At 57.6% G+C, this 21,347-nt stretch carries 14 protein-coding genes, 2 tRNA genes and 3 rRNA genes; 10 read left to right on the top strand and 9 right to left on the bottom strand.

Annotated features, from left to right (window positions below):
- Positions 1-75: 75 nt before the first annotated feature.
- From rrf to LOY55_RS03295, 7 genes are all read right to left on the bottom strand, one after another.
- Positions 76-191 (bottom strand): 5S ribosomal RNA (gene rrf, locus LOY55_RS03325).
- Between the two features lie 157 nt (positions 192-348).
- Positions 349-3,240, bottom strand: a 23S ribosomal RNA gene (locus LOY55_RS03320).
- Positions 3,241-3,488: 248 nt separating this feature from the next.
- Positions 3,489-3,564: transfer RNA gene (locus tag LOY55_RS03315), tRNA-Ala, on the bottom strand.
- Positions 3,565-3,594: 30 nt separating this feature from the next.
- A tRNA-Ile gene (locus LOY55_RS03310) sits at positions 3,595-3,671 on the bottom strand.
- 81 nt (positions 3,672-3,752) lie between these two features.
- Positions 3,753-5,289: ribosomal RNA gene (locus tag LOY55_RS03305) — 16S ribosomal RNA — on the bottom strand.
- The 16S, 23S and 5S rRNA genes sit together here with 2 tRNA genes alongside, the layout of an rRNA operon.
- A gap of 568 nt (positions 5,290-5,857) precedes the next feature.
- Complete coding sequence (locus tag LOY55_RS03300; RefSeq protein WP_046032948.1) at positions 5,858-7,351, bottom strand: CoA-acylating methylmalonate-semialdehyde dehydrogenase; 1,494 nt, start codon at positions 7,349-7,351, stop codon at positions 5,858-5,860.
- A 143-nt stretch (positions 7,352-7,494) separates the two neighbouring features.
- Positions 7,495-8,844 carry an aspartate aminotransferase family protein gene (locus LOY55_RS03295; RefSeq protein ID WP_223523419.1) on the bottom strand — a complete coding sequence of 450 codons (1,350 nt, stop codon included), beginning with the start codon at positions 8,842-8,844 and terminating at the stop codon, positions 7,495-7,497.
- A 124-nt stretch (positions 8,845-8,968) separates the two neighbouring features.
- Here LOY55_RS03295 and LOY55_RS03290 point away from each other — a divergent pair, with 124 nt between their 5' ends.
- From LOY55_RS03290 to LOY55_RS03265, 6 genes are all read left to right on the top strand, one after another.
- Positions 8,969-9,889: a LysR family transcriptional regulator gene (locus LOY55_RS03290; protein WP_007940170.1), complete on the top strand. Its 921-nt coding sequence runs from the start codon at positions 8,969-8,971 to the stop codon at positions 9,887-9,889.
- A 189-nt stretch (positions 9,890-10,078) separates the two neighbouring features.
- Positions 10,079-10,729 (top strand): TetR/AcrR family transcriptional regulator, encoded by a 651-nt coding sequence (locus LOY55_RS03285; protein WP_046032950.1) that lies wholly within the window; start codon positions 10,079-10,081, stop codon positions 10,727-10,729.
- Between the two features lie 7 nt (positions 10,730-10,736).
- On the top strand, positions 10,737-11,318 hold the full coding sequence (locus LOY55_RS03280; RefSeq protein WP_223523420.1) for a YigZ family protein: 582 nt from the start codon (positions 10,737-10,739) through the stop codon (positions 11,316-11,318).
- 532 nt (positions 11,319-11,850) lie between these two features.
- Entirely contained in the window at positions 11,851-13,416 is a 1,566-nt protein-coding gene (locus tag LOY55_RS03275; RefSeq protein ID WP_223523422.1) for an ABC transporter ATP-binding protein, read from the top strand.
- A gap of 27 nt (positions 13,417-13,443) precedes the next feature.
- A complete protein-coding gene (locus LOY55_RS03270; protein ID WP_223523424.1) occupies positions 13,444-14,550 on the top strand; it encodes an ABC transporter permease in 1,107 nt (368 codons plus the stop codon).
- On the top strand, positions 14,550-15,476 hold the full coding sequence (locus LOY55_RS03265) for an ABC transporter permease (protein ID WP_223523426.1): 927 nt from the start codon (positions 14,550-14,552) through the stop codon (positions 15,474-15,476). The genes LOY55_RS03270 and LOY55_RS03265 overlap by 1 nt, the downstream gene beginning before the upstream one ends.
- A 75-nt stretch (positions 15,477-15,551) precedes the next feature.
- On the opposite strand, the gene LOY55_RS03260 is transcribed toward LOY55_RS03265, so the two are convergent.
- A complete protein-coding gene (locus LOY55_RS03260) occupies positions 15,552-15,992 on the bottom strand; it encodes a hypothetical protein (RefSeq protein WP_223523428.1) in 441 nt (146 codons plus the stop codon).
- 82 nt (positions 15,993-16,074) lie between these two features.
- On the opposite strand from LOY55_RS03260, the gene LOY55_RS03255 reads away from it, so the two are divergent.
- The 3 genes from LOY55_RS03255 (at position 16,075) to LOY55_RS03245 (ending at position 18,750) form a co-directional block, all read left to right on the top strand.
- Entirely contained in the window at positions 16,075-16,425 is a 351-nt protein-coding gene (locus tag LOY55_RS03255) for a MerR family transcriptional regulator (protein ID WP_077432433.1), read from the top strand.
- Between the two features lie 25 nt (positions 16,426-16,450).
- Positions 16,451-17,137, top strand: a complete 687-nt coding sequence (locus LOY55_RS03250) for an SDR family oxidoreductase (RefSeq protein WP_223523430.1) — start codon at positions 16,451-16,453, stop codon at positions 17,135-17,137.
- Positions 17,138-17,391: 254 nt separating this feature from the next.
- Positions 17,392-18,750: an 8-oxoguanine deaminase gene (locus LOY55_RS03245; RefSeq protein ID WP_077432432.1), complete on the top strand. Its 1,359-nt coding sequence runs from the start codon at positions 17,392-17,394 to the stop codon at positions 18,748-18,750.
- 97 nt (positions 18,751-18,847) lie between these two features.
- On the opposite strand, the gene LOY55_RS03240 is transcribed toward LOY55_RS03245, so the two are convergent.
- Positions 18,848-19,936, bottom strand: a complete 1,089-nt coding sequence (locus tag LOY55_RS03240) for a calcium:proton antiporter (RefSeq protein WP_077432431.1) — start codon at positions 19,934-19,936, stop codon at positions 18,848-18,850.
- A 300-nt stretch (positions 19,937-20,236) separates the two neighbouring features.
- On the opposite strand from LOY55_RS03240, the gene LOY55_RS03235 reads away from it, so the two are divergent.
- The gene (locus tag LOY55_RS03235) at positions 20,237-21,319 is read left to right on the top strand and encodes a BMP family ABC transporter substrate-binding protein (protein ID WP_077432445.1); all 1,083 of its coding nucleotides are present in this window, start codon (positions 20,237-20,239) and stop codon (positions 21,317-21,319) included.
- Positions 21,320-21,347: the final 28 nt, after the last annotated feature.

The following is a 21,347-nucleotide window of genomic DNA, read 5'->3' as shown; positions in this document are numbered from 1 at the left end:
GGTAATGCTGTACGAACTTTCCTGCGGGCAAAACAAAACCCCAACTGCTTTCGCAATTGGGGTTTCGGAATTTAATCTTGACGATGACCTACTCTCACATGGGGAAACCCCACACTACCATCGGCGATGCATCGTTTCACTGCTGAGTTCGGGATGGGATCAGGTGGTTCCAATGCTCTATGGTCGTCAAGAAATTCGGGTACCGAATCGTGGCCAGCTGGCCGCGCTTCAGCAAATTGGGTATGCGATAGTTGGGTGTTTTGTGAGTATCTCGAACTTTCGGTTCGTTTCGTCTTCACACACCGCAATCTGATGCTCTCTCGAGTAGTCAAATTGCTTGGGTGTTATATGGTCAAGCCTCACGGGCAATTAGTATTGGTTAGCTCAACGCCTCACAGCGCTTACACACCCAACCTATCAACGTCGTAGTCTTCGACGGCCCTTCAGGGGACTCAAGGTCCCAGTGAGATCTCATCTTGAGGCTAGTTTCCCGCTTAGATGCTTTCAGCGGTTATCTATTCCGAACATAGCTACCCGGCAATGCCACTGGCGTGACAACCGGAACACCAGAGGTTCGTCCACTCCGGTCCTCTCGTACTAGGAGCAGCCCCTCTCAAATCTCAAACGTCCACGGCAGATAGGGACCGAACTGTCTCACGACGTTCTAAACCCAGCTCGCGTACCACTTTAAATGGCGAACAGCCATACCCTTGGGACCGGCTTCAGCCCCAGGATGTGATGAGCCGACATCGAGGTGCCAAACACCGCCGTCGATATGAACTCTTGGGCGGTATCAGCCTGTTATCCCCGGAGTACCTTTTATCCGTTGAGCGATGGCCCTTCCATACAGAACCACCGGATCACTAAGACCTACTTTCGTACCTGCTCGACGTGTCTGTCTCGCAGTCAAGCGCGCTTTTGCCTTTATACTCTACGACCGATTTCCGACCGGTCTGAGCGCACCTTCGTACTCCTCCGTTACTCTTTAGGAGGAGACCGCCCCAGTCAAACTACCCACCATACACTGTCCTCGATCCGGATAACGGACCTGAGTTAGAACCTCAAAGTTGCCAGGGTGGTATTTCAAGGTTGGCTCCACGCGAACTGGCGTCCACGCTTCAAAGCCTCCCACCTATCCTACACAAGCAAATTCAAAGTCCAGTGCAAAGCTATAGTAAAGGTTCACGGGGTCTTTCCGTCTAGCCGCGGATACACTGCATCTTCACAGCGATTTCAATTTCACTGAGTCTCGGGTGGAGACAGCGCCGCCATCGTTACGCCATTCGTGCAGGTCGGAACTTACCCGACAAGGAATTTCGCTACCTTAGGACCGTTATAGTTACGGCCGCCGTTTACCGGGGCTTCGATCAAGAGCTTCGCGTTAGCTAACCCCATCAATTAACCTTCCGGCACCGGGCAGGCGTCACACCCTATACGTCCACTTTCGTGTTTGCAGAGTGCTGTGTTTTTAATAAACAGTCGCAGCGGCCTGGTATCTTCGACCGGCATGGGCTTACGCAGTAAATGCTTCACCCTCACCGGCGCACCTTCTCCCGAAGTTACGGTGCCATTTTGCCTAGTTCCTTCACCCGAGTTCTCTCAAGCGCCTTGGTATTCTCTACCCAACCACCTGTGTCGGTTTGGGGTACGGTTCCTAGTTACCTGAAGCTTAGAAGCTTTTCTTGGAAGCATGGCATCAACCACTTCGTGTACTAAAAGTACACTCGTCATCAGCTCTCGGCCTTAGAATCCCGGATTTACCTAAGATTCCAGCCTACCACCTTAAACTTGGACAACCAACGCCAAGCTGGCCTAGCCTTCTCCGTCCCTCCATCGCAATAACCAGAAGTACAGGAATATTAACCTGTTTTCCATCGACTACGCTTTTCAGCCTCGCCTTAGGGACCGACTAACCCTGCGTCGATTAACGTTGCGCAGGAAACCTTGGTCTTTCGGCGTGGGTGTTTTTCACACCCATTGTCGTTACTCATGTCAGCATTCGCACTTCTGATACCTCCAGCAAGCTTCTCAACTCACCTTCACAGGCTTACAGAACGCTCCTCTACCGCATCACCTAAGTGATACCCGTAGCTTCGGTGTATGGTTTGAGCCCCGTTACATCTTCCGCGCAGGCCGACTCGACTAGTGAGCTATTACGCTTTCTTTAAAGGGTGGCTGCTTCTAAGCCAACCTCCTAGCTGTCTAAGCCTTCCCACATCGTTTCCCACTTAACCATAACTTTGGGACCTTAGCTGACGGTCTGGGTTGTTTCCCTTTTCACGACGGACGTTAGCACCCGCCGTGTGTCTCCCATGCTCGGCACTTGTAGGTATTCGGAGTTTGCATCGGTTTGGTAAGTCGGGATGACCCCCTAGCCGAAACAGTGCTCTACCCCCTACAGTGATACATGAGGCGCTACCTAAATAGCTTTCGAGGAGAACCAGCTATCTCCGAGCTTGATTAGCCTTTCACTCCGATCCACAGGTCATCCGCTAACTTTTCAACGGTAGTCGGTTCGGTCCTCCAGTTAGTGTTACCCAACCTTCAACCTGCCCATGGATAGATCGCCCGGTTTCGGGTCTATTCCCAGCGACTAGACGCCCTATTAAGACTCGCTTTCGCTACGCCTCCCCTATTCGGTTAAGCTCGCCACTGAAAATAAGTCGCTGACCCATTATACAAAAGGTACGCAGTCACCCAACAAAGTGGGCTCCCACTGCTTGTACGCATACGGTTTCAGGATCTATTTCACTCCCCTCTCCGGGGTTCTTTTCGCCTTTCCCTCACGGTACTAGTTCACTATCGGTCAGTCAGTAGTATTTAGCCTTGGAGGATGGTCCCCCCATATTCAGACAAAGTTTCTCGTGCTCCGTCCTACTCGATTTCATGACCAAGAGATTTTCGCGTACAGGGCTATCACCCACTATGGCCGCACTTTCCAGAGCGTTCCGCTAATCTCAAAGCCACTTAAGGGCTAGTCCCCGTTCGCTCGCCACTACTAAGGGAATCTCGGTTGATTTCTTTTCCTCAGGGTACTTAGATGTTTCAGTTCCCCTGGTTCGCCTCTTGCACCTATGTATTCAGTACAAGATAACCATCTTATGATGGCTGGGTTCCCCCATTCAGACATCTCCGGATCAAAGTCTGTTTGCCGACTCCCCGAAGCTTTTCGCAGGCTACCACGTCTTTCATCGCCTCTGACTGCCAAGGCATCCACCGTATGCGCTTCTTCACTTGACCATATAACCCCAAGCAATCTGGTTATACTGTGAAGACGACATTCGCCGAAAATTCGATAATACTCAATTAAGAGCAACTCACAAATTTTACCTTAGCCTGATCCGTTACCAGTGAAAGTAACGTTCAGTCTATCTTTCTATCACATACCCAAATTTTTAAAGAACGAACTAGTCAAAGACTAGAAATCAACATTCACCATCTCTCGATGGAATGCTCATTTCTAAGCTTTCAAACTTCAGAAGCAGTAGTGGTGGAGCCAAACGGGATCGAACCGTTGACCTCCTGCGTGCAAGGCAGGCGCTCTCCCAGCTGAGCTATGGCCCCGTATTTCTACAGGCGTTTCCCACACAAAATTGGTGGGTCTGGGCAGATTCGAACTGCCGACCTCACCCTTATCAGGGGTGCGCTCTAACCAACTGAGCTACAGACCCAATTTCGGGCTGCTTCTTTCGTCTTCTTCAATGAATCAAGCAATTCGTGTGGGAACTTATGGAGCAGCTGATGTCGTCGATTAAGGAGGTGATCCAGCCGCAGGTTCCCCTACGGCTACCTTGTTACGACTTCACCCCAGTCATGAATCACACCGTGGTAACCGTCCTCCCGAAGGTTAGACTAGCTACTTCTGGTGCAACCCACTCCCATGGTGTGACGGGCGGTGTGTACAAGGCCCGGGAACGTATTCACCGCGACATTCTGATTCGCGATTACTAGCGATTCCGACTTCACGCAGTCGAGTTGCAGACTGCGATCCGGACTACGATCGGTTTTCTGGGATTAGCTCCACCTCGCGGCTTGGCAACCCTCTGTACCGACCATTGTAGCACGTGTGTAGCCCAGGCCGTAAGGGCCATGATGACTTGACGTCATCCCCACCTTCCTCCGGTTTGTCACCGGCAGTCTCCTTAGAGTGCCCACCATAACGTGCTGGTAACTAAGGACAAGGGTTGCGCTCGTTACGGGACTTAACCCAACATCTCACGACACGAGCTGACGACAGCCATGCAGCACCTGTCTCAATGTTCCCGAAGGCACCGATCCATCTCTGGAAAGTTCATTGGATGTCAAGGCCTGGTAAGGTTCTTCGCGTTGCTTCGAATTAAACCACATGCTCCACCGCTTGTGCGGGCCCCCGTCAATTCATTTGAGTTTTAACCTTGCGGCCGTACTCCCCAGGCGGTCAACTTAATGCGTTAGCTGCGCCACTAAGAGCTCAAGGCTCCCAACGGCTAGTTGACATCGTTTACGGCGTGGACTACCAGGGTATCTAATCCTGTTTGCTCCCCACGCTTTCGCACCTCAGTGTCAGTATCAGTCCAGGTGGTCGCCTTCGCCACTGGTGTTCCTTCCTATATCTACGCATTTCACCGCTACACAGGAAATTCCACCACCCTCTACCATACTCTAGCTCGACAGTTTTGAATGCAGTTCCCAGGTTGAGCCCGGGGATTTCACATCCAACTTAACGAACCACCTACGCGCGCTTTACGCCCAGTAATTCCGATTAACGCTTGCACCCTCTGTATTACCGCGGCTGCTGGCACAGAGTTAGCCGGTGCTTATTCTGTCGGTAACGTCAAAATTGCAACGTATTAGGTTACAACCCTTCCTCCCAACTTAAAGTGCTTTACAATCCGAAGACCTTCTTCACACACGCGGCATGGCTGGATCAGGCTTTCGCCCATTGTCCAATATTCCCCACTGCTGCCTCCCGTAGGAGTCTGGACCGTGTCTCAGTTCCAGTGTGACTGATCATCCTCTCAGACCAGTTACGGATCGTCGCCTTGGTGAGCCATTACCTCACCAACTAGCTAATCCGACCTAGGCTCATCTGATAGCGCAAGGCCCGAAGGTCCCCTGCTTTCTCCCGTAGGACGTATGCGGTATTAGCGTCCGTTTCCGAACGTTATCCCCCACTACCAGGCAGATTCCTAGGCATTACTCACCCGTCCGCCGCTCTCAAGAGAAGCAAGCTTCTCTCTACCGCTCGACTTGCATGTGTTAGGCCTGCCGCCAGCGTTCAATCTGAGCCATGATCAAACTCTTCAGTTCAAACATCTTTGGGTTTTTAAGAAACCCTAAACTTGGCTCAGCAATCGTTGGTTACATCTTTGATTTCTCGCGGAGTAACTTGTGATGCTGATAATCTTGTTGACTATCAGTCTGACTCCACAAGCACCCACACGAATTGCTTGATTCAGTTGTTAAAGAGCGGTTGGTTAAGATCTTTCGTCTCAACCGAGGCGCGCATTCTACAGCAGCCTCTGTTGCTGTCAAGTGGTTATTTTCAGAAGTTTTCAAAGTTTCCTTTGTAACTTCAACCACTTGCGCTTCCGATCACTCGGTAGCGGGAGGCGAATTCTACAGCGTTACACGCCGCTGTCAACACCTCTTTTTCAACTCCTTTCGGACTTCGATCAACTGAAGCCACTCACTGCCGAAAACTGCGTAACTCTTTGTTTACCAAGGAGTTTTCCGTTTCGACTGCGCCGGAAGTGGGGCGAATTATAGACATCCTGAATCTGCCGTCAACACTTAATTTCACAATTCTGTCATATGGGTCAAAAAACCCCGGAAACACAAAGGCCGGCCCCAAGGGGCCGGCCTTCTTCCCTTCTACTTACAAGCTAGGGAATGCGAATTGCGAAGCTTCATGGCTCGCGCGCTGCGGCCAGCGCTGAGTGATGGCTTTACGGCGCGTGTAGAAACGCACGCCGTCCGGGCCATAGGCATGCAAGTCGCCGAACAGCGAACGCTTCCAGCCACCAAAGCTGTGATAAGCCACCGGCACCGGCAGCGGCACGTTAACGCCGACCATGCCCACTTCGATTTCATCGCAGAACAACCGCGCCGCTTCACCGTCACGGGTGAAGATGCAGGTGCCATTGCCATACTCGTGATCGTTGATCAGCTGCATCGCCTCTTCCAGGCTGTTGACCCGAACGACGCACAACACCGGCCCGAAGATCTCTTCTTTATAGATGCGCATCTCTGGCGTGACGTTATCAAACAGGCAGCCACCCAGGAAGAAACCTTCCTCGTGACCCGCCACGGTCAGACCACGGCCGTCCACCACCAGCGTCGCGCCGGAAGAAACGCCGTCTTCTACATACCCGCTGACCTTGTCACGTGCCTGCCCAGTCACCAGAGGCCCCATGTCCAGACCACAGTTGGTACCCGCACCGATTTTCAGCGCCTTGATCTGCGGCACCAGTTTGGCCACCAACGCATCCGCCACCTGATCACCCACGCACACGGCCACGGAGATCGCCATGCAGCGTTCGCCACAAGAACCATACGCCGCGCCCATCAGTGCGCTGACAGCGTTATCCAGGTCTGCATCCGGCATCAGCACCGCGTGGTTCTTCGCACCGCCCAGTGCCTGGACGCGCTTGCCGCGCTTGGTGCCTTCGGCGTAGATGTATTCGGCAATCGGCGTCGAACCCACGAAACTCAGCGCTTTGACTTCCGGCGCTTCGATCAGCGCATCCACCGCAGCCTTGTCACCATGCACGACGTTCAGCACGCCTTTAGGCAGGCCGGCTTCCAGCAGCAGTTGAGCGATCAGCAGCGTGGAGCTTGGATCGCGCTCCGAAGGCTTGAGGATAAAGCAGTTGCCGCAGACGATCGCCAGCGGATACATCCACAGCGGCACCATCGCCGGGAAGTTGAACGGAGTAATACCAGCCACAACACCCAACGGCTGGAAGTCCGACCAGGCATCGATGTTCGGGCCGACGTTGCGGCTGTATTCGCCCTTGAGGATTTCCGGCGCTGCGCACGCAAATTCTACGTTCTCGATACCGCGCTTCAACTCACCCGCCGCATCTTCCAGGGTCTTGCCGTGCTCTTCGCTGATCAACTGAGCAATGCGGGCTTCGTTCTGTTCCAGCAGTTGCTTGAAGCGGAACATCACTTGGGCACGTTTGGCCGGCGGCGTGTTACGCCAGGCCGGGAATGCAGCCTTGCCGGCGTCGATTGCCTTCTGAATGGTTTCACGACTGGCCAATGGCAGTTTGCGAATGGCCTGGCCGGTGGACGGGTTGAACACGTCAACCGTGCGACCGTCTTCGGTCACCAGTTCGCCATTGATCAAATGCGGGATAAGGCTCATGTAGCGCTCCTGAAAAGTTGTCCACAGGCGCGCCCAATCAGACGCGCCTTCTATATAGATAGCTCTGGGTATAAACCAAGCCGTGATGGCGCCTGTGAATACGCCATCGCGAGCAAGCTCGGCTCCTACAAGTCTTGTTGAAATCAGTCGATCTTGTTCAGCACTTCGCCGACCGCGTCGAACAGACGATCAAGGTCTTGCGGCTTGCTGTTGAAGGTTGGGCCGAACTGCAGGGTGTCGCCGCCGAAGCGCACGTAGAACCCGGCTTTCCACAACGCCATGCCCGCTTCGAACGGACGCACGATCGCGTCGCCATCACGCGGTGCGATCTGGATGGCACCGGCCAGGCCGTAGTTACGAATGTCGATAATGTTTTTCGTGCCCTTCAGGCCGTGCAGCACGTTTTCGAAATGCGGTGCAACATCGGCGACGCTCTGTACGAGGTTTTCCTTTTGCAGCAAGTCGAGTGCTGCCAGGCCAGCGGCGCAGGCCACCGGGTGCGCGGAATAGGTATAGCCGTGCGGGAATTCCACGGCGTACTCAGGCGTCGCCTGGTTCATGAAGGTCTGGTAGATCTCGGAGCTGGCAATCACCGCGCCCATCGGGATCGCGCCGTTGGTGACTTGCTTGGCGATGCACATCAGATCCGGGGTGACGCCAAAAGTATCGGCACCGAACATTTTGCCGGTACGGCCGAAACCGGTGATCACTTCGTCGAACACCAGCAGGATGTTGTGCTGATCGCAGATCTCGCGCAGACGCTTGAGGTAGCCCTGAGGCGGAACCAGCACGCCAGCGGAGCCGGCCAGTGGCTCGACGAATACGGCGGCGATGTTCGAAGCGTCGTGCAGTTCGATCAACTTCAACAGCTCGTCAGCCAGCGCGATACCGCCCAGCTCAGGCATGCCACGGGAGTAGGCATTGCTCGCCAGCAGTGTGTGCGGCAGATGATCAACGTCCATCATCGCCTGACCGAAAATCTTGCGATTGCCGTTCACACCGCCAAGGCTGGTGCCGGCGATGTTCACACCGTGGTAACCACGGGCACGGCCGATCATTTTGGTCTTGGTGGCCTGGCCTTTCAGACGCCAGTAAGCGCGAACCATCTTCACCGCCGTGTCAGCGCACTCGGAACCTGAGTCGGTGAAGAACACGTGATTCAGATTGCCCGGGGTCAGGTCGGTGATTTTCTCAGCCAGCTGGAACGACAGCGGATGGCCGTACTGGAAGCCTGGCGAGTAATCGAGCGTGCCCAATTGCTTGGCGACCGCTTCCTGGATTTCCTTGCGAGTGTGCCCGGCGCCGCAGGTCCACAGACCGGACAGCGAGTCATAAACCTTGCGGCCCTTGTCGTCGATCAACCAGCTGCCTTCAGCGCCGACAATCAGGCGCGGGTCGCGCTGGAAGTTACGGTTGGCGGTGTAGGGCATCCAGTGAGCATCAAGCTTGAGCTGGCTGGCCAGGGAAGTCGGGGCGTTTTCAGGCAAGTTCATGGGCAAAACCTCGCAGGGCAATAAGCGGCGTAGAGATCAAAAGCGTTCTTGCAGCTAAATTGCCACGGGGATAAAGTCTGTGAAATCCAACTTTTCTAACGTTCAGTCAGGCTACTACTAAACTATGAGCACCCGTCGCCCTGATCCACTCGCGCAAGTCAGCGACTTTGATATCCGTTTATTGCGGATCTTTCGCAGCGTGGTCGAGTGCGGCGGCTTCTCGGCGGCGGAAAGCGTGCTGGGGATCGGTCGTTCGGCCATCAGCCAGCAAATGAGTGATCTGGAACAGCGCCTGGGCTTGCGATTGTGCCAACGCGGTCGCGCCGGATTTTCCCTGACCGAAGAAGGTCGCGAGGTGTACCAATCGGCCTTGCAGCTATTAAGTGCGCTGGAAAGTTTCCGCACCGAGGTCAACGGCCTGCACCAACACTTGCGCGGCGAATTGACCATCGGCCTGACCGATAACCTGGTCACCCTCCCCCACATGCGCATCACCCACGCCTTGGCGCAATTGAAGGAACGCGGCCCGGACGTGCAAATCCAGATCCGCATGATCGCGCCCAATGAAGTTGAACAAGGCGTGCTCGATGGCCGTTTGCATGTCGGCGTAGTCCCGCAGGCCAGCGCGCTGTCAGGGCTGGAATATCAGCCGCTCTACAGCGAACGCTCGCTGCTGTACTGCGCGGTCGGACATCCGCTGTTTTATGTCGACGACAAACAACTCGATGACGAGCGTCTCAATAGCCAGGACGCGATTGCCCCGACCTTCCGCTTGCCGGCGGAGATCCAGGCCCATTACCAGGCGCTCAATTGCACCGCCAGCGCTTCGGACCGTGAAGGCATGGCGTTCCTGATCCTGACCGGCCGGTACATTGGTTACCTGCCGGACCATTACGCCAGCCTCTGGGTGCAGCAAGGTCGTTTACGCGCCTTGAAACCGAAGGCACGTTTCTATGACCTGAGCCTTGCATCGGTCACGCGCAAGGGCCGCCGTCCGCATTTGGTCCTGGAAAGTTTCCTGGAAAGTCTCGCCGCAACGCGCTGAACGGTAGGAGCCGAGTTTGCTCGCGATGGCGGCTTAACATTCAGCATTCATGGTGACAGACCGGACGCCATCGCGAGCAAGCTCGGCTCCTACAAGTACAAAGGGTTTTATCGCGCAGGCTCTTGTCTGAATCCTGTGGGTGCGCTATCAACGCACTGGTTGCACCCACCTATTTGTCTGGAAGTGCCTATGACCTTTGAAGTCCCAGCTCACGGCGGCAAACCTGCCAGCCGCATTCGTCAGAAGAACGAAGAGACCATCATCAAAGCCGCCGAAGACGAGTTCGCCCGGCACGGGTTCAAAGGCACCAGCATGAACACCATCGCCCTGAATGCCGGGTTGCCCAAGGCGAACCTGCATTATTACTTCACCAACAAACTCGGTTTGTACGTGGCGGTGCTGAGCAACATCATCGAGTTGTGGGACAGCACCTTCAATACCCTGACCGCCGAGGATGATCCGGCCGAAGCGCTGACGCGTTATATTCGCGCCAAGATGGAGTTTTCCCGTCGCCAGCCACAAGCGTCGCGGGTCTTCGCCATGGAAGTGATCAGCGGCGGCGAATGCCTGACCGAGTATTTCAACCAGGATTATCGGGCCTGGTTCCAGGGCCGGGCGGCGGTGTTCCAGGCGTGGATCGACGCCGGCAAAATGGACCCGGTTGATCCGGTCAACCTGATCTTCCTGTTGTGGGGAAGCACTCAGCATTACGCCGACTTCGCCACACAGATCTGCCGGGTCAGCGGGCGTACCAAACTGACCAAACAAGACATGGAAGAAGCCGGCAACAATCTGATCCGCATCATCCTCAAGGGCTGCGGCCTGACCCCTGCCATTTAAGACACCTATGCCTTTTACCCTCAGCGACTTTTGCGAATACCGCGAAGAGATTCGCAAAAGCCGCTTCATCACCTTCGCCGCACCGATTGCCAGCCCTGCTGACGCCCAGGCCTTCATCGAGCAACACAGCGATCTGAATGCGTCGCACAATTGCTGGGCGTGGAAGCTCGGCGATCAGTACCGCAGCAACGACGATGGCGAGCCCGGAGGCACCGCTGGCCGGCCGATTCTGGCCGCCATCGAAGCACAGGACTGCGACCAGGTCGCGGTGCTGGTGATTCGCTGGTATGGCGGTATTCAACTGGGCACCGGCGGCCTCGCCCGGGCCTATGGCGGCGGCGCCAACAAGTGTCTGCAAGCCGCGCCGAAGATTGAGCTGATCAGTCGCGTACCCGTCAGTTGTGCCTGCGCCTTCGGCGAACTGGCGCTGGTGAAACTTCGTGTGGCGGAACTGGGCGGGCTGGTGGTGGAAGAAACGTTCACCGCCAACGGCGTCGAACTGCAATTGGCAGTGGGGAAAGCGCAAATCAGTGCTCTGCAATCGCAGCTGGCGGACTTGAGTCGCGGGCGCATTGTGTTGCAGCACTGAACGCACCAACAACGTTCATCCTTATTCCGTCGACGTTAGAGATTTGCCCACATCTACTGTGCACCCGCCTGTGGATAACCTGAGCACAGGTGCCTGTAACCCTTCTGTCATGCGGGTTTGCGGGCTTTGTTCACTTTTCGTCCAATTCGCCATCACTCACCGTAAATTCGCGTAAAAACAAATAGTTAGCGCGGTTTATCACCTTTAGAAGATAGCCGTACAGTGCTTATGCCCGTCCTTTGAGCTTGCGCACAAATGCTGTGGAGCAATCTGTGGATAACCCGTTCATGGCTGTCGCCGCCCCATATCTGGCATGGCTTGCGAGCAGTTGTTCGTTTTTTAACCAACTGCCGACGAGCAAAACCGGGGCCTGATCAATCGGTTTGCCCTGAAGTAGTGCCTGACTTAGCCTCGAGAGATAGCAATGCCTCGTCCTTGAGAGCCGTGCTTGCAGGGACTGCCGGCTTTCCTGACTCAATGGCCAGGAAATTGCTTTATCCACAGGCATCACTCCTGTCGACCCGAGTCAGTCATGCCCAACCCCGTGCCGATCCCCGATCAAACGCCGCGCCTGCACTTGCGCAGCATCAGCAAACGCTACCCCGGCTGCTTGGCCAACGACGCTATCGACCTGACCATTGCGCCTGGCGAAATCCATGCCCTGCTCGGGGAAAACGGCGCCGGTAAAAGTACGCTGATGAAGATCATCTACGGCGTCACCCAAGCCGATTCGGGAGAGATGATCTGGCAAGGGCAACGCGTGACCATGCGCAACCCCGCCCAGGCCCGAGGTCTTGGGATCGGCATGGTGTTCCAGCATTTCTCGCTGTTCGAAACACTGAGCGTGGCGCAGAACATCGCACTGGCGATGGGCCGGGCGGGTGGCACACCGAAACAGCTTGAACCGAAAATTCGTGAAGTGTCCCGACGTTATGGCATGGCGCTGGAGCCGGAGCGACTTGTCCACAGCCTGTCCATTGGCGAGCGGCAACGGGTAGAAATCATTCGCTGCCTGATGCAAGACATCCGCTTGCTGATCCTCGATGAACCAACCTCGGTGCTGACCCCGCAAGAGGCCGAGGAATTGTTCGTCACCTTGCGCCGACTCGCCGCCGAAGGCTGCAGCATTCTGTTTATCAGCCACAAGCTCGGTGAAGTCCGGGCGCTGTGCCACAGCGCGACCGTGTTGCGCGGCGGTCGAGTGGCCGGGCATTGCGTGCCGGCCGAATGCTCGGACCAACAATTGGCGCGGCTGATGGTGGGTGAAGCGGCAGAGTTGATAACGGACTACCCGAAGGTCGTGGCCAGCAATGCGTTCCTGGCTATTAACGGCGTGTCCTGGCCCAACCCCGACCCGTTCGGCTGCTCGCTCAAAGGCGTTGATCTTGAGGTGCGCAGCGGTGAAATCGTCGGCATCGCCGGTGTCGCGGGTAATGGTCAGGATGAATTGCTGGCCCTGCTCAGCGGCGAAGAACGACTGAGCCACAACGACGGATCGACGATCAGTTTCGGCGGGCAACCCGTCGCCCACCTGCGGCCTGATGCACGGCGTAAGCTCGGCCTCGCCTTCGTTCCGGCTGAACGCCTGGGTCACGGCGCGGTACCGGATTTGAGCCTGGCGGACAACGCGCTGCTCACAGCGTTTCAACAAGGGCTGGTCAGTCACGGATTGATTCAGCGCGCAAAGGTTGAAGCATTGGCCGAAGAAATCATCAAGCGCTTTGGCGTAAAAACCCCCGATACCCAAACGCCAGCCCGCAGCCTCTCCGGTGGCAACTTGCAGAAATTCATCCTCGGCCGGGAGATCCTCCAGCAACCCAAACTGCTGATCGCCGCACACCCGACCTGGGGCGTGGACGTCGGCGCCGCCGCGACCATTCACCGCGTGCTGATTGCCTTGCGCGATGCCGGCGCAGCGATTCTGGTGATCTCCGAAGACCTCGACGAATTGTTCCAGATCAGCGACCGCCTCGGCGCGTTGTGCAGCGGGCGGCTGTCGCCGCTCAAAGCCACTGTCGACACGCGCCTGATTGACGTCGGCGCCTGGATGGCCGGCCAGTTCGATGCCAATCAATCACCTGAACCCGCAACGGTTTAACGGCTTAACTGTTTATCGGAGCTTTCCATGCTGCTTTCTCTCGAACCCCGTGGCCAGCAATCGCGCCTGATGCTTTGGTGCTCACCGTTGTTGGCGGCGGTGCTGACGCTGGGTTGTGGCTCATTGCTGTTTGTCGCGCTGGGCCACGATCCGCTGCTCACCTTGCACACGTTGTTGATTGCGCCGATCAGCGATGGATACGGCGTATCGGAACTCCTGGTCAAAGCGCTGCCGATTCTGCTGTGCGCATTGGGTCTGGCCGTGGCGTATCAGGCACGCATCTGGAACATCGGCGCAGAAGGTCAATTACTGCTCGGCGCATTGGCCGGCAGTACCTTGGCGGTGAACATCATTGACCTGCAAAGTCGCTGGGCACTGGTGCTGATTTTGCTCGTCGGCACCGTGGCCGGTGCAGCCTGGGCCGGGCTGACCGCCTGGTTGCGCACGCGCTTCAACGCCAACGAAATCCTCACCAGCATCATGCTCAATTACATCGCCCTGAACCTGCTGCTGTTTTGTGTGCATGGGCCGTTGAAAGACCCGGAGGGGTTCAATTTTCCGCAGTCAGCGATGTTCGGGGACTTCAGCCGTTTGCCCTTGCTGACCGAAGACGGCCGGGTTCACGCCGGGGTGTATTTCGCCTTGCTGGCGTTGGTCGCGGTCTGGGTGTTGTTGCAGAAAAGCTTTGTCGGTTTTCAGATCAAAGTGTTGGGGCTGGACAAGCGCGCGGCGGGGTTCGTCGGGTTTCGCGAGAAACGGCTGATCTGGCTGGTGCTGCTGATCAGCGGCGGTTTGGCGGGGTTGGCCGGCGTGTGTGAGGTGACCGGGCCGATCGGTCAATTGGTGCCGCAGGTCTCGCCCGGCTATGGCTATGCGGCGATTACCGTAGCGTTTCTCGGGCGGCTGAATCCTGTCGGCATTGTGTTTTCGAGCCTGTTGATGGCGTTGCTGTACATCGGTGGCGAGAGCGCGCAAATGAGCATGAACCTGCCACAAGCCATCACCCAACTGTTCCAGGGAATGATGTTGTTTTTCCTGCTGGCCAGCGATGTGCTGATTCTCTATCGGCCACGTTTGAACCTGCGCTGGGCCCGCCGCGCACCCGCCACCGCCGTACACGCAGGAGCGCTGTGATGGATATCGATCTGCTGAGCAATATTTTCTACGCCATGGTCCGTTGCGGCACACCGTTGCTGTTGGTGGCGCTGGGTGAATTGATTTGCGAGAAAAGCGGCGTCCTCAACCTCGGCCAGGAAGGCATGATGCTGTTTGGCGCGGTGATCGGTTTTATCGTTGCGCTGAACAGCGGCAACCTCTGGCTTGGTGTGCTGTTGGCGATGTTCGCAGGGATGCTGCTGTCGTCGTTGTTTGCGTTAGTCGCGCTGGTGTTCAACGCCAATCAGGTAGCCACTGGCCTGGCGCTGACGATTTTCGGCGTGGGCCTGTCGACGTTTGTCGGCGCGGCGTGGGTCGGTAAACCGTTGAGCGGTTTTGAACCGGTGGCGATTCCCTATCTGAGTGAAATCCCGCTGATCGGGCGAATGCTGTTTGCACAGGATCTGCTGGTGTATTTGTCGTTCGCGCTGTTTGCGTTGGTGGCCTGGGTGATTTTGAAAAGCCGCGTCGGGCTGATCATTCAGGCGGTCGGGGAAAGCCCGGATGCAGCGAGTGCCATGGGCTTGCCGGTGTTGGCGGTGCGCACGCTGGCGGTGTTGTTTGGCGGCGCGATGGCCGGATTGGCCGGGGCGTATCTGTCCCTGGCATACACGCCGATGTGGGCGGAGAACATGAGCGCCGGACGCGGCTGGATTGCATTGGCGCTGGTGGTGTTCGCCAGTTGGCGGGTGTGGCGCTTGCTGCTGGGGGCGTATCTGTTCGGCCTCGCCAGCATCCTGCACCTGGTGGCGCAGGGATTGGGGCTGGCGATACCCTCGAGCCTGCTGGCGATGCTGCCGTATGTCGCGACGATTGTGGTGTTGGTGCTGCTGTCGCGGGATGCGTTGCGTACGCGGTTGTATGCGCCGGTTTCGTTGGGGCAGCCGTGGCAGGCCGGGCATTAGTGGTGCCTTCGCGGGCCTCATCGTCGGAACGCCGCCCGGACCAAGCCAGCTCCCACCTGACCGTGTTGATCACAATTAATGCGCCTGGCGCAAATCCTGTGGGAGCGGGCTTGCCCGCGATGGCGTCCGGACAGGCAACACCTGAATCACGCCCCACGCCAATTCAAAGATCAGGAAGATCACCAACAACGAACTCGCGCCATGGAGCAAGGCATACAGCTGCCAGGCCGAAAACAGGAATCTTCCGACCGCGTCATACCGCCCAAACACCTGCTGCGGATCACGAATCCGCAGCACTGCCCACACGCACACAATCGACCCCAACAGATTCGCCATCAACATGTGCATCGGTTCAAACGCTGGCAGCTCGCCGGGCAAATCCAACGCCTGGCTCACACTCGTCAGCACCCCGTGCAACGCCGCAAAACTCCACGGCGTGGCAAACGCCGCCGTCACGATCAAGTCATACCAGGCACTGCCTTGCACCACCCGGCGATATTGCGCTGAAGTCCACATCGGCATTGCTCCATAAATTCGGGGAGCAACAAGGCTAAAGCCTGGAGTATGCTCCAGGGTCAAGCCCTCTCGAGACGCCAACATGCGCATCGGTGAATTAGCCCAGGCCAGCGCCGTCAGCCGCGACACGCTGCGCTTCTACGAGCAGCGCGGACTGATCGCGGCGCAACGCAGCGCCAATGGTTATCGCGACTACCCGGCGGACATGGTGCAACTGGTGCAGTACATCAAAACCGCTCAGCGACTGGGGTTTACCCTCGGCGAAATCGGCAACAGCGTCGCGGCCATCTGGCAATCACCTGATCCCGACAGTGCCGTCACGCAATTGCTGCAAGACAAACTCAAACTGATCGAAGCCCGGATGGATGAACTCGGCGCGTTGCGTCACGAGTTGCAACAACGGCTCGGGCAACGCTGTCCACTGAATCCATGATCCTCATTTTTCAAGGAAGCCACTCATGTCCAAGGCAAAAACCGCCCTTATCATCGGCGCCTCCCGGGGCCTGGGCCTCGGTCTGGTGAAAGCCCTGCTGGCCGACGGCTGGCAAGTGATCGCCACCGTGCGTAATCCACAGAATGCTGAAGCGTTGCAGGCGTTGGGCGACGTGCGCATCGAGAAACTCGACATGGACGATCAGCCCGCGGTGATCGCCCTCAGCGAACAACTCAAAGGCGAGGTGTTCGATCTGTTATTTGTAAATGCCGGGGTCAAGGGCCCGGACGTGCAAACACCCGGTGGTGCCACGTTGGCCGAAGTCGGCCAGTTGTTTTTTACCAACGCCGTGGCACCGATCAATCTGGCCCAGCGTTTCGTCGGACAGATTCGTCCAGACAGCGGCGTGCTGGCGTTCATGAGTTCGGTACTGGGCAGCGTGACCATGCCCGACGCGCCTGAACTGGCGTTGTACAAGGCCAGCAAAGCAGCGTTGAACTCCATGACCAACAGCTTTGTGACGCAACTGGGCGAGCAAAAACTCACCGTGCTGTCGCTGCACCCAGGCTGGGTGAAAACCGACATGGGCGGTGAAGGCGCGGACATCGATGTCGACACCAGCACCCGTGGTCTGGTTGATCAGGTCAATGCCTATACCGGCAAGGGCGGGCATCATTTTGTGAATTACCGGGGTGAAACCATTCCCTGGTAAACAACTCCGCCGACTGTAGGAGCCGGGCTTGCCCGCGATCGCATCAACCAGGTTTCGCTGACAGACCGCGGCGCCTGCATCGCGGGCAAGCCCGGCTCCTACAGGGATTTGTGTTGTCTGGTCGGGCCGGGCTTGCCCGGAACAGCATTTTGTCCGAAACTGCGCCCCTCGCCCCCGCGGCGACCCTGGATCAGCAGACAGGGTAATCACTGAGCTGGCTAACCTGAACCCCACTTTCAGAGGAGCCGGCCAACATGCCTGCGACCCGTACCTGGTTAAAAAACCCCCTCTCCATTTTTACTGCCAATGGCCTCGATGCCCGTGGTGGCCTGGTAGTGCAAGACGGTTTGATCGTCGAAGTGCTCGGCCTGGGACAGCAACCCTCCACGCCTTGCCATGAAGTCTTCGATGCCCGCGAGCATGTGATCCTTCCGGGGCTGATCAACACCCATCACCATTTCTATCAAACCCTGACCCGTGCCTGGGCGCCGGTGGTCAACCAGCCGTTGTTCCCGTGGCTGAAAACCCTGTACCCGGTCTGGGCCCGTCTTACCCCGGAAAAACTCGCCCTCGCCACCAAAGTCGCGCTGGCCGAGTTGCTGCTGTCGGGCTGCACCACTGCTGCCGATCACCATTACCTGTTTCCCGAAGGCCTTGAAAACGCGATCGACGTGCAAGTCGAAAGCGTCCGTGAACTGGGCATGCGCGCCATGCTCACACGCGGTTCCATGAGCCTCGGCGAAAAGGACGGCGGCCTGCCCCCACAGCAAACCGTGCAGGAAGGCGAAGTGATTCTCGCCGACAGCCAGCGCTTGATCGCCGAATACCATGAACGCGGCGACGGTGCGCAAATCCAGATCGCGTTGGCGCCGTGCTCGCCGTTCTCGGTGACACCGGAGATCATGTCGGCCAGCGCCGAGCTGGCGAACAAGCTCGACGTGCGCCTGCACACGCACCTGGCCGAAACCCTCGACGAAGAAGACTTCTGCCTGCAACGCTTCGGCCTGCGCACCGTGGATTATCTGGACAGCGTCGGCTGGCTCGGCCCGCGTACGTGGCTGGCGCACGGTATCCACTTCAACCCGGACGAGATCGCCCGCCTCGGCACCGCCGGCACCGGTATTTGCCATTGCCCGAGTTCGAACATGCGCCTCGCTTCCGGCATCTGCCCGACGCTGGATCTCACGGCCGCCGGCGCGTTGCTCGGTCTGGGGGTAGACGGCTCGGCGTCCAACGATGCGTCGAACATGATGCTCGAAACCCGCCAGGCGCTGTACATCCAGCGTCTGCGTTATGGCGCCGAGAAGATCACGCCGGAGTTGGTGCTCGGTTGGGCCACCAAGGGTTCGGCGAGTTTGCTGGGACGCACCGATATCGGCGAACTGGCGGTCGGCAAGCAGGCGGACCTGGCGCTGTTCAAACTCGACGAACTGCGCTTCTCCGGCAGCCATGATCCGGTGTCGGCGTTGCTGCTGTGTGGCGCGGATCGCGCGGACCGGGTAATGGTGGGCGGCAAGTGGCGCGTGATTGACGGGCAGGTCGAAGGCCTGGACCTGAAGGGCCTGATTGCCGATCACAGTCAGGCTGCCCGACAGTTGATCGCCGGCGTCTGATAGGACGCCATCGCGGGCAAGCCTTGCTCCTACAGGATTTGCATCGTTCTTGAGAGCGACGCTGTACCTGTAGGAGCATGGCTTGCCCGCGATGCTTTTAAAGGCCCAACAGCGACAACATGATGAACGTCGCAAACAGCACAAAGTGGGTCATGCCTTCGATGGCGTTGGTTTCGCCATCGTTAAGGTTGATCGCGCTGACGATCAGGGTGATGAAAATCATCACCGTCTGCACCGGCGTCATCGCCATCTGGAACGGTTGGCCGGTGTAAAGCGCCATCGCTTCCATCACCGGCACCGTCAGGATGACCGTCGACAGTGACGCCCCCATCGCGATGTTGACGACCGACTGCATGCGATTGGCCAGTGCCGCGCGCAATGCCGTCAGAATCTCCGGCGCAGCCGAAATGGCCGCCACCAGAATCGCAGTTATCACCGGCGGCGCCCCCGTTCCTTGCAAGCCCAGATCCAGGGTTTTGGACATCACTTCGGCCAACGCACCGATCACCACCACGCCAAACACCAACGTGCCGATACTCAGCGCCAGATTGACCGGTTCCGGTTCTTCTTCCGGGACTTTCCGGCGGCGTTTTTCCGGGTAGCTGTAGCTGAAAAAGTAGCTGTGCGGACCAACCTGCATCCGCAGGAACAATGCGTAGAGCACAACCATCGCGCCGATGGTGAAGGCCGAATAGAGTTTCCAGTTGGCCTCGGGAATGAACTCCGGCACCACCATCGATACGCCCATGGCGGTCAGAATCATCACGCTGTAGCTGCGTGCCGAGTCATCGTTGTAGGACTGCTCGCCGTGCTTGAGACCGCCCATCAACGCCGCCAGGCCGAGGATGCCGTTGATGTCGAGCATCACGGCCGAGTAAATCGTGTCGCGCACCAACGTCTTTGAGGCTTCGTTGCTCATCATGATCGCCAGGATCACCACTTCCACCAGCACCGCCGCCAGCGTCAGGATCATCGTGCCGTAGGGATCGCCGACTTTTTCCGCCAGCAGCTCAGCGTGACGGGCGACGCGCATGGAGGCGGCGACGATGAACGCAATCAACACCAGTCCAGCGGCCAGCGCGGCGGGTTGGCCACTGTGGAGCATCCAGTGCTCGAGCGGGTACGCAACAACGGCAGCGAGGACGGCCAGCAGCAGAAAGGTTTCTTGCCTGAGAAGTCTGAGCATCGCGATACCTTTTTGCGCAGTGGCGCGAAATCAGTGCGGTGAGCTACTGACTGCGGTGCGGCGCTAACGTTTCGTTAGACCTTAGCGCACCAGTGGATGGCAACCCTGTCTGGCCATGCACTTTTATTGGCCGCACCGACCTCATCGCGGGCAAGCCCGCTCCCACAGGATTTGCGCAGGTCATGTAGGAGCCGGGCTTGCCCGCGATGGCCGTTACGCGATCTCGTGATGTTTGTTGTCCTGTTGGTCAGCAATTTGCATTGCCCCTGCCAACCTCACAACAACATGGAGTTCGAATTCATGCATAACCGTCCGCTGAAGAAGCTGCTTTGCGCCGTCGCCGCCGCCATCGGTCTGAGCGCCAGCCTGATCGCCAGTGCCGCCGTCCCGCTGAAAGTCGGTTTCGTCTACATCGGTCCAATCGGTGACCACGGCTGGACGTATCAGCATGAACAGGGACGCAAAGTGCTCGCCGAAAAATTCGGCGACCAGATCACCACCAACTACGTGGAGAACGTCGCCGAAGGCGCTGACGCCGAGCGGGTAATCCGCAACATGGCCAAGGACAACTACGACCTGATCTTCACCACGTCTTTCGGCTACATGAACCCGACCCTGAAAGTCGCCAGGCAGTTTCCCAAGGTGACCTTCGAACACGCCACCGGCTACAAGCAGGACAAGAACCTAGGCACCTACCTGGCCCGCACTTACGAGGGCCGCTACGTCGGCGGTTTCCTCGCGGCGAAGATGACCAAGACCAAGAAGATCGGCTATGTCGCCTCATTCCCCATCCCGGAAGTGATCCGCGACATCAACGCCATTCAACTGGCCCTGAACAAGTACAACCCCGGCACCGAGATCAAAGTGGTGTGGGTCAACTCGTGGTTCGATCCAGGCAAGGAAGCCGACGCCGCCAACGCGCTGATCGACCAGGGCGTGGACGTGGTGTTCCAGCACACCGACAGCCCGGCACCGATCCAGGCGGCCGAACGTCGTGGTGTGTACGCCGTCGGCTACGCTTCGGACATGGCGCACTTCGGCCCGAAAGCCGTGCTGACCTCCATCGTCAACGACTGGGGCCCGCACTACGTTCAAGCGACCCAAAGCGTGCTCGACCACGACTGGAAATCGCAGGATTACTGGGGCGGCTTGAAGGAAGGCACGGTTGAACTGCCGATCAGCGACCTGGTGCCTGCGGCGGTGAAAACCGAAGCCGAGCAGATCATTGCCGACATCAAGAGCGGCGCGTTGCAGCCGTTTACCGGGCCGATCAAGGACCAGGCCGGCACGGAGAAAATCCCGGCAGGCGTCAGTGCGACCACTGCGCAACTGGCGTCGATGAACTACTACGTCGAAGGCATGAAGGCCGATATTCCGAAGTAGCTCCCCCAACCCAACACTGTACTTGTGG

The organism is Pseudomonas sp. B21-040 (assembly GCF_024748695.1).
Classification (GTDB): domain Bacteria; phylum Pseudomonadota; class Gammaproteobacteria; order Pseudomonadales; family Pseudomonadaceae; genus Aquipseudomonas.
Note: the sequence above shows the minus strand (reverse complement) of the source record. Positions and strands in the feature narration are given on the sequence as shown.

What these genes read in the sequence shown, in the direction of transcription:
- LOY55_RS03300 (WP_046032948.1), bottom strand. Translation starts at nt 7,351, where the DNA reads ATGAGCCTTATCCCGCATTTGATCAATGGCGAACTGGTGACCGAAGAC.
- LOY55_RS03295 (WP_223523419.1), bottom strand. Translation starts at nt 8,844, where the DNA reads ATGAACTTGCCTGAAAACGCCCCGACTTCCCTGGCCAGCCAGCTCAAG.
- LOY55_RS03290 (WP_007940170.1), top strand. Translation starts at nt 8,969, where the DNA reads ATGAGCACCCGTCGCCCTGATCCACTCGCGCAAGTCAGCGACTTTGAT.
- LOY55_RS03285 (WP_046032950.1), top strand. Translation starts at nt 10,079, where the DNA reads ATGACCTTTGAAGTCCCAGCTCACGGCGGCAAACCTGCCAGCCGCATT.
- LOY55_RS03280 (WP_223523420.1), top strand. Translation starts at nt 10,737, where the DNA reads ATGCCTTTTACCCTCAGCGACTTTTGCGAATACCGCGAAGAGATTCGC.
- LOY55_RS03275 (WP_223523422.1), top strand. Translation starts at nt 11,851, where the DNA reads ATGCCCAACCCCGTGCCGATCCCCGATCAAACGCCGCGCCTGCACTTG.
- LOY55_RS03270 (WP_223523424.1), top strand. Translation starts at nt 13,444, where the DNA reads ATGCTGCTTTCTCTCGAACCCCGTGGCCAGCAATCGCGCCTGATGCTT.
- LOY55_RS03265 (WP_223523426.1), top strand. Translation starts at nt 14,550, where the DNA reads ATGGATATCGATCTGCTGAGCAATATTTTCTACGCCATGGTCCGTTGC.
- LOY55_RS03260 (WP_223523428.1), bottom strand. Translation starts at nt 15,992, where the DNA reads ATGTGGACTTCAGCGCAATATCGCCGGGTGGTGCAAGGCAGTGCCTGG.
- LOY55_RS03255 (WP_077432433.1), top strand. Translation starts at nt 16,075, where the DNA reads ATGCGCATCGGTGAATTAGCCCAGGCCAGCGCCGTCAGCCGCGACACG.
- LOY55_RS03250 (WP_223523430.1), top strand. Translation starts at nt 16,451, where the DNA reads ATGTCCAAGGCAAAAACCGCCCTTATCATCGGCGCCTCCCGGGGCCTG.
- LOY55_RS03245 (WP_077432432.1), top strand. Translation starts at nt 17,392, where the DNA reads ATGCCTGCGACCCGTACCTGGTTAAAAAACCCCCTCTCCATTTTTACT.
- LOY55_RS03240 (WP_077432431.1), bottom strand. Translation starts at nt 19,936, where the DNA reads ATGCTCAGACTTCTCAGGCAAGAAACCTTTCTGCTGCTGGCCGTCCTC.
- LOY55_RS03235 (WP_077432445.1), top strand. Translation starts at nt 20,237, where the DNA reads ATGCATAACCGTCCGCTGAAGAAGCTGCTTTGCGCCGTCGCCGCCGCC.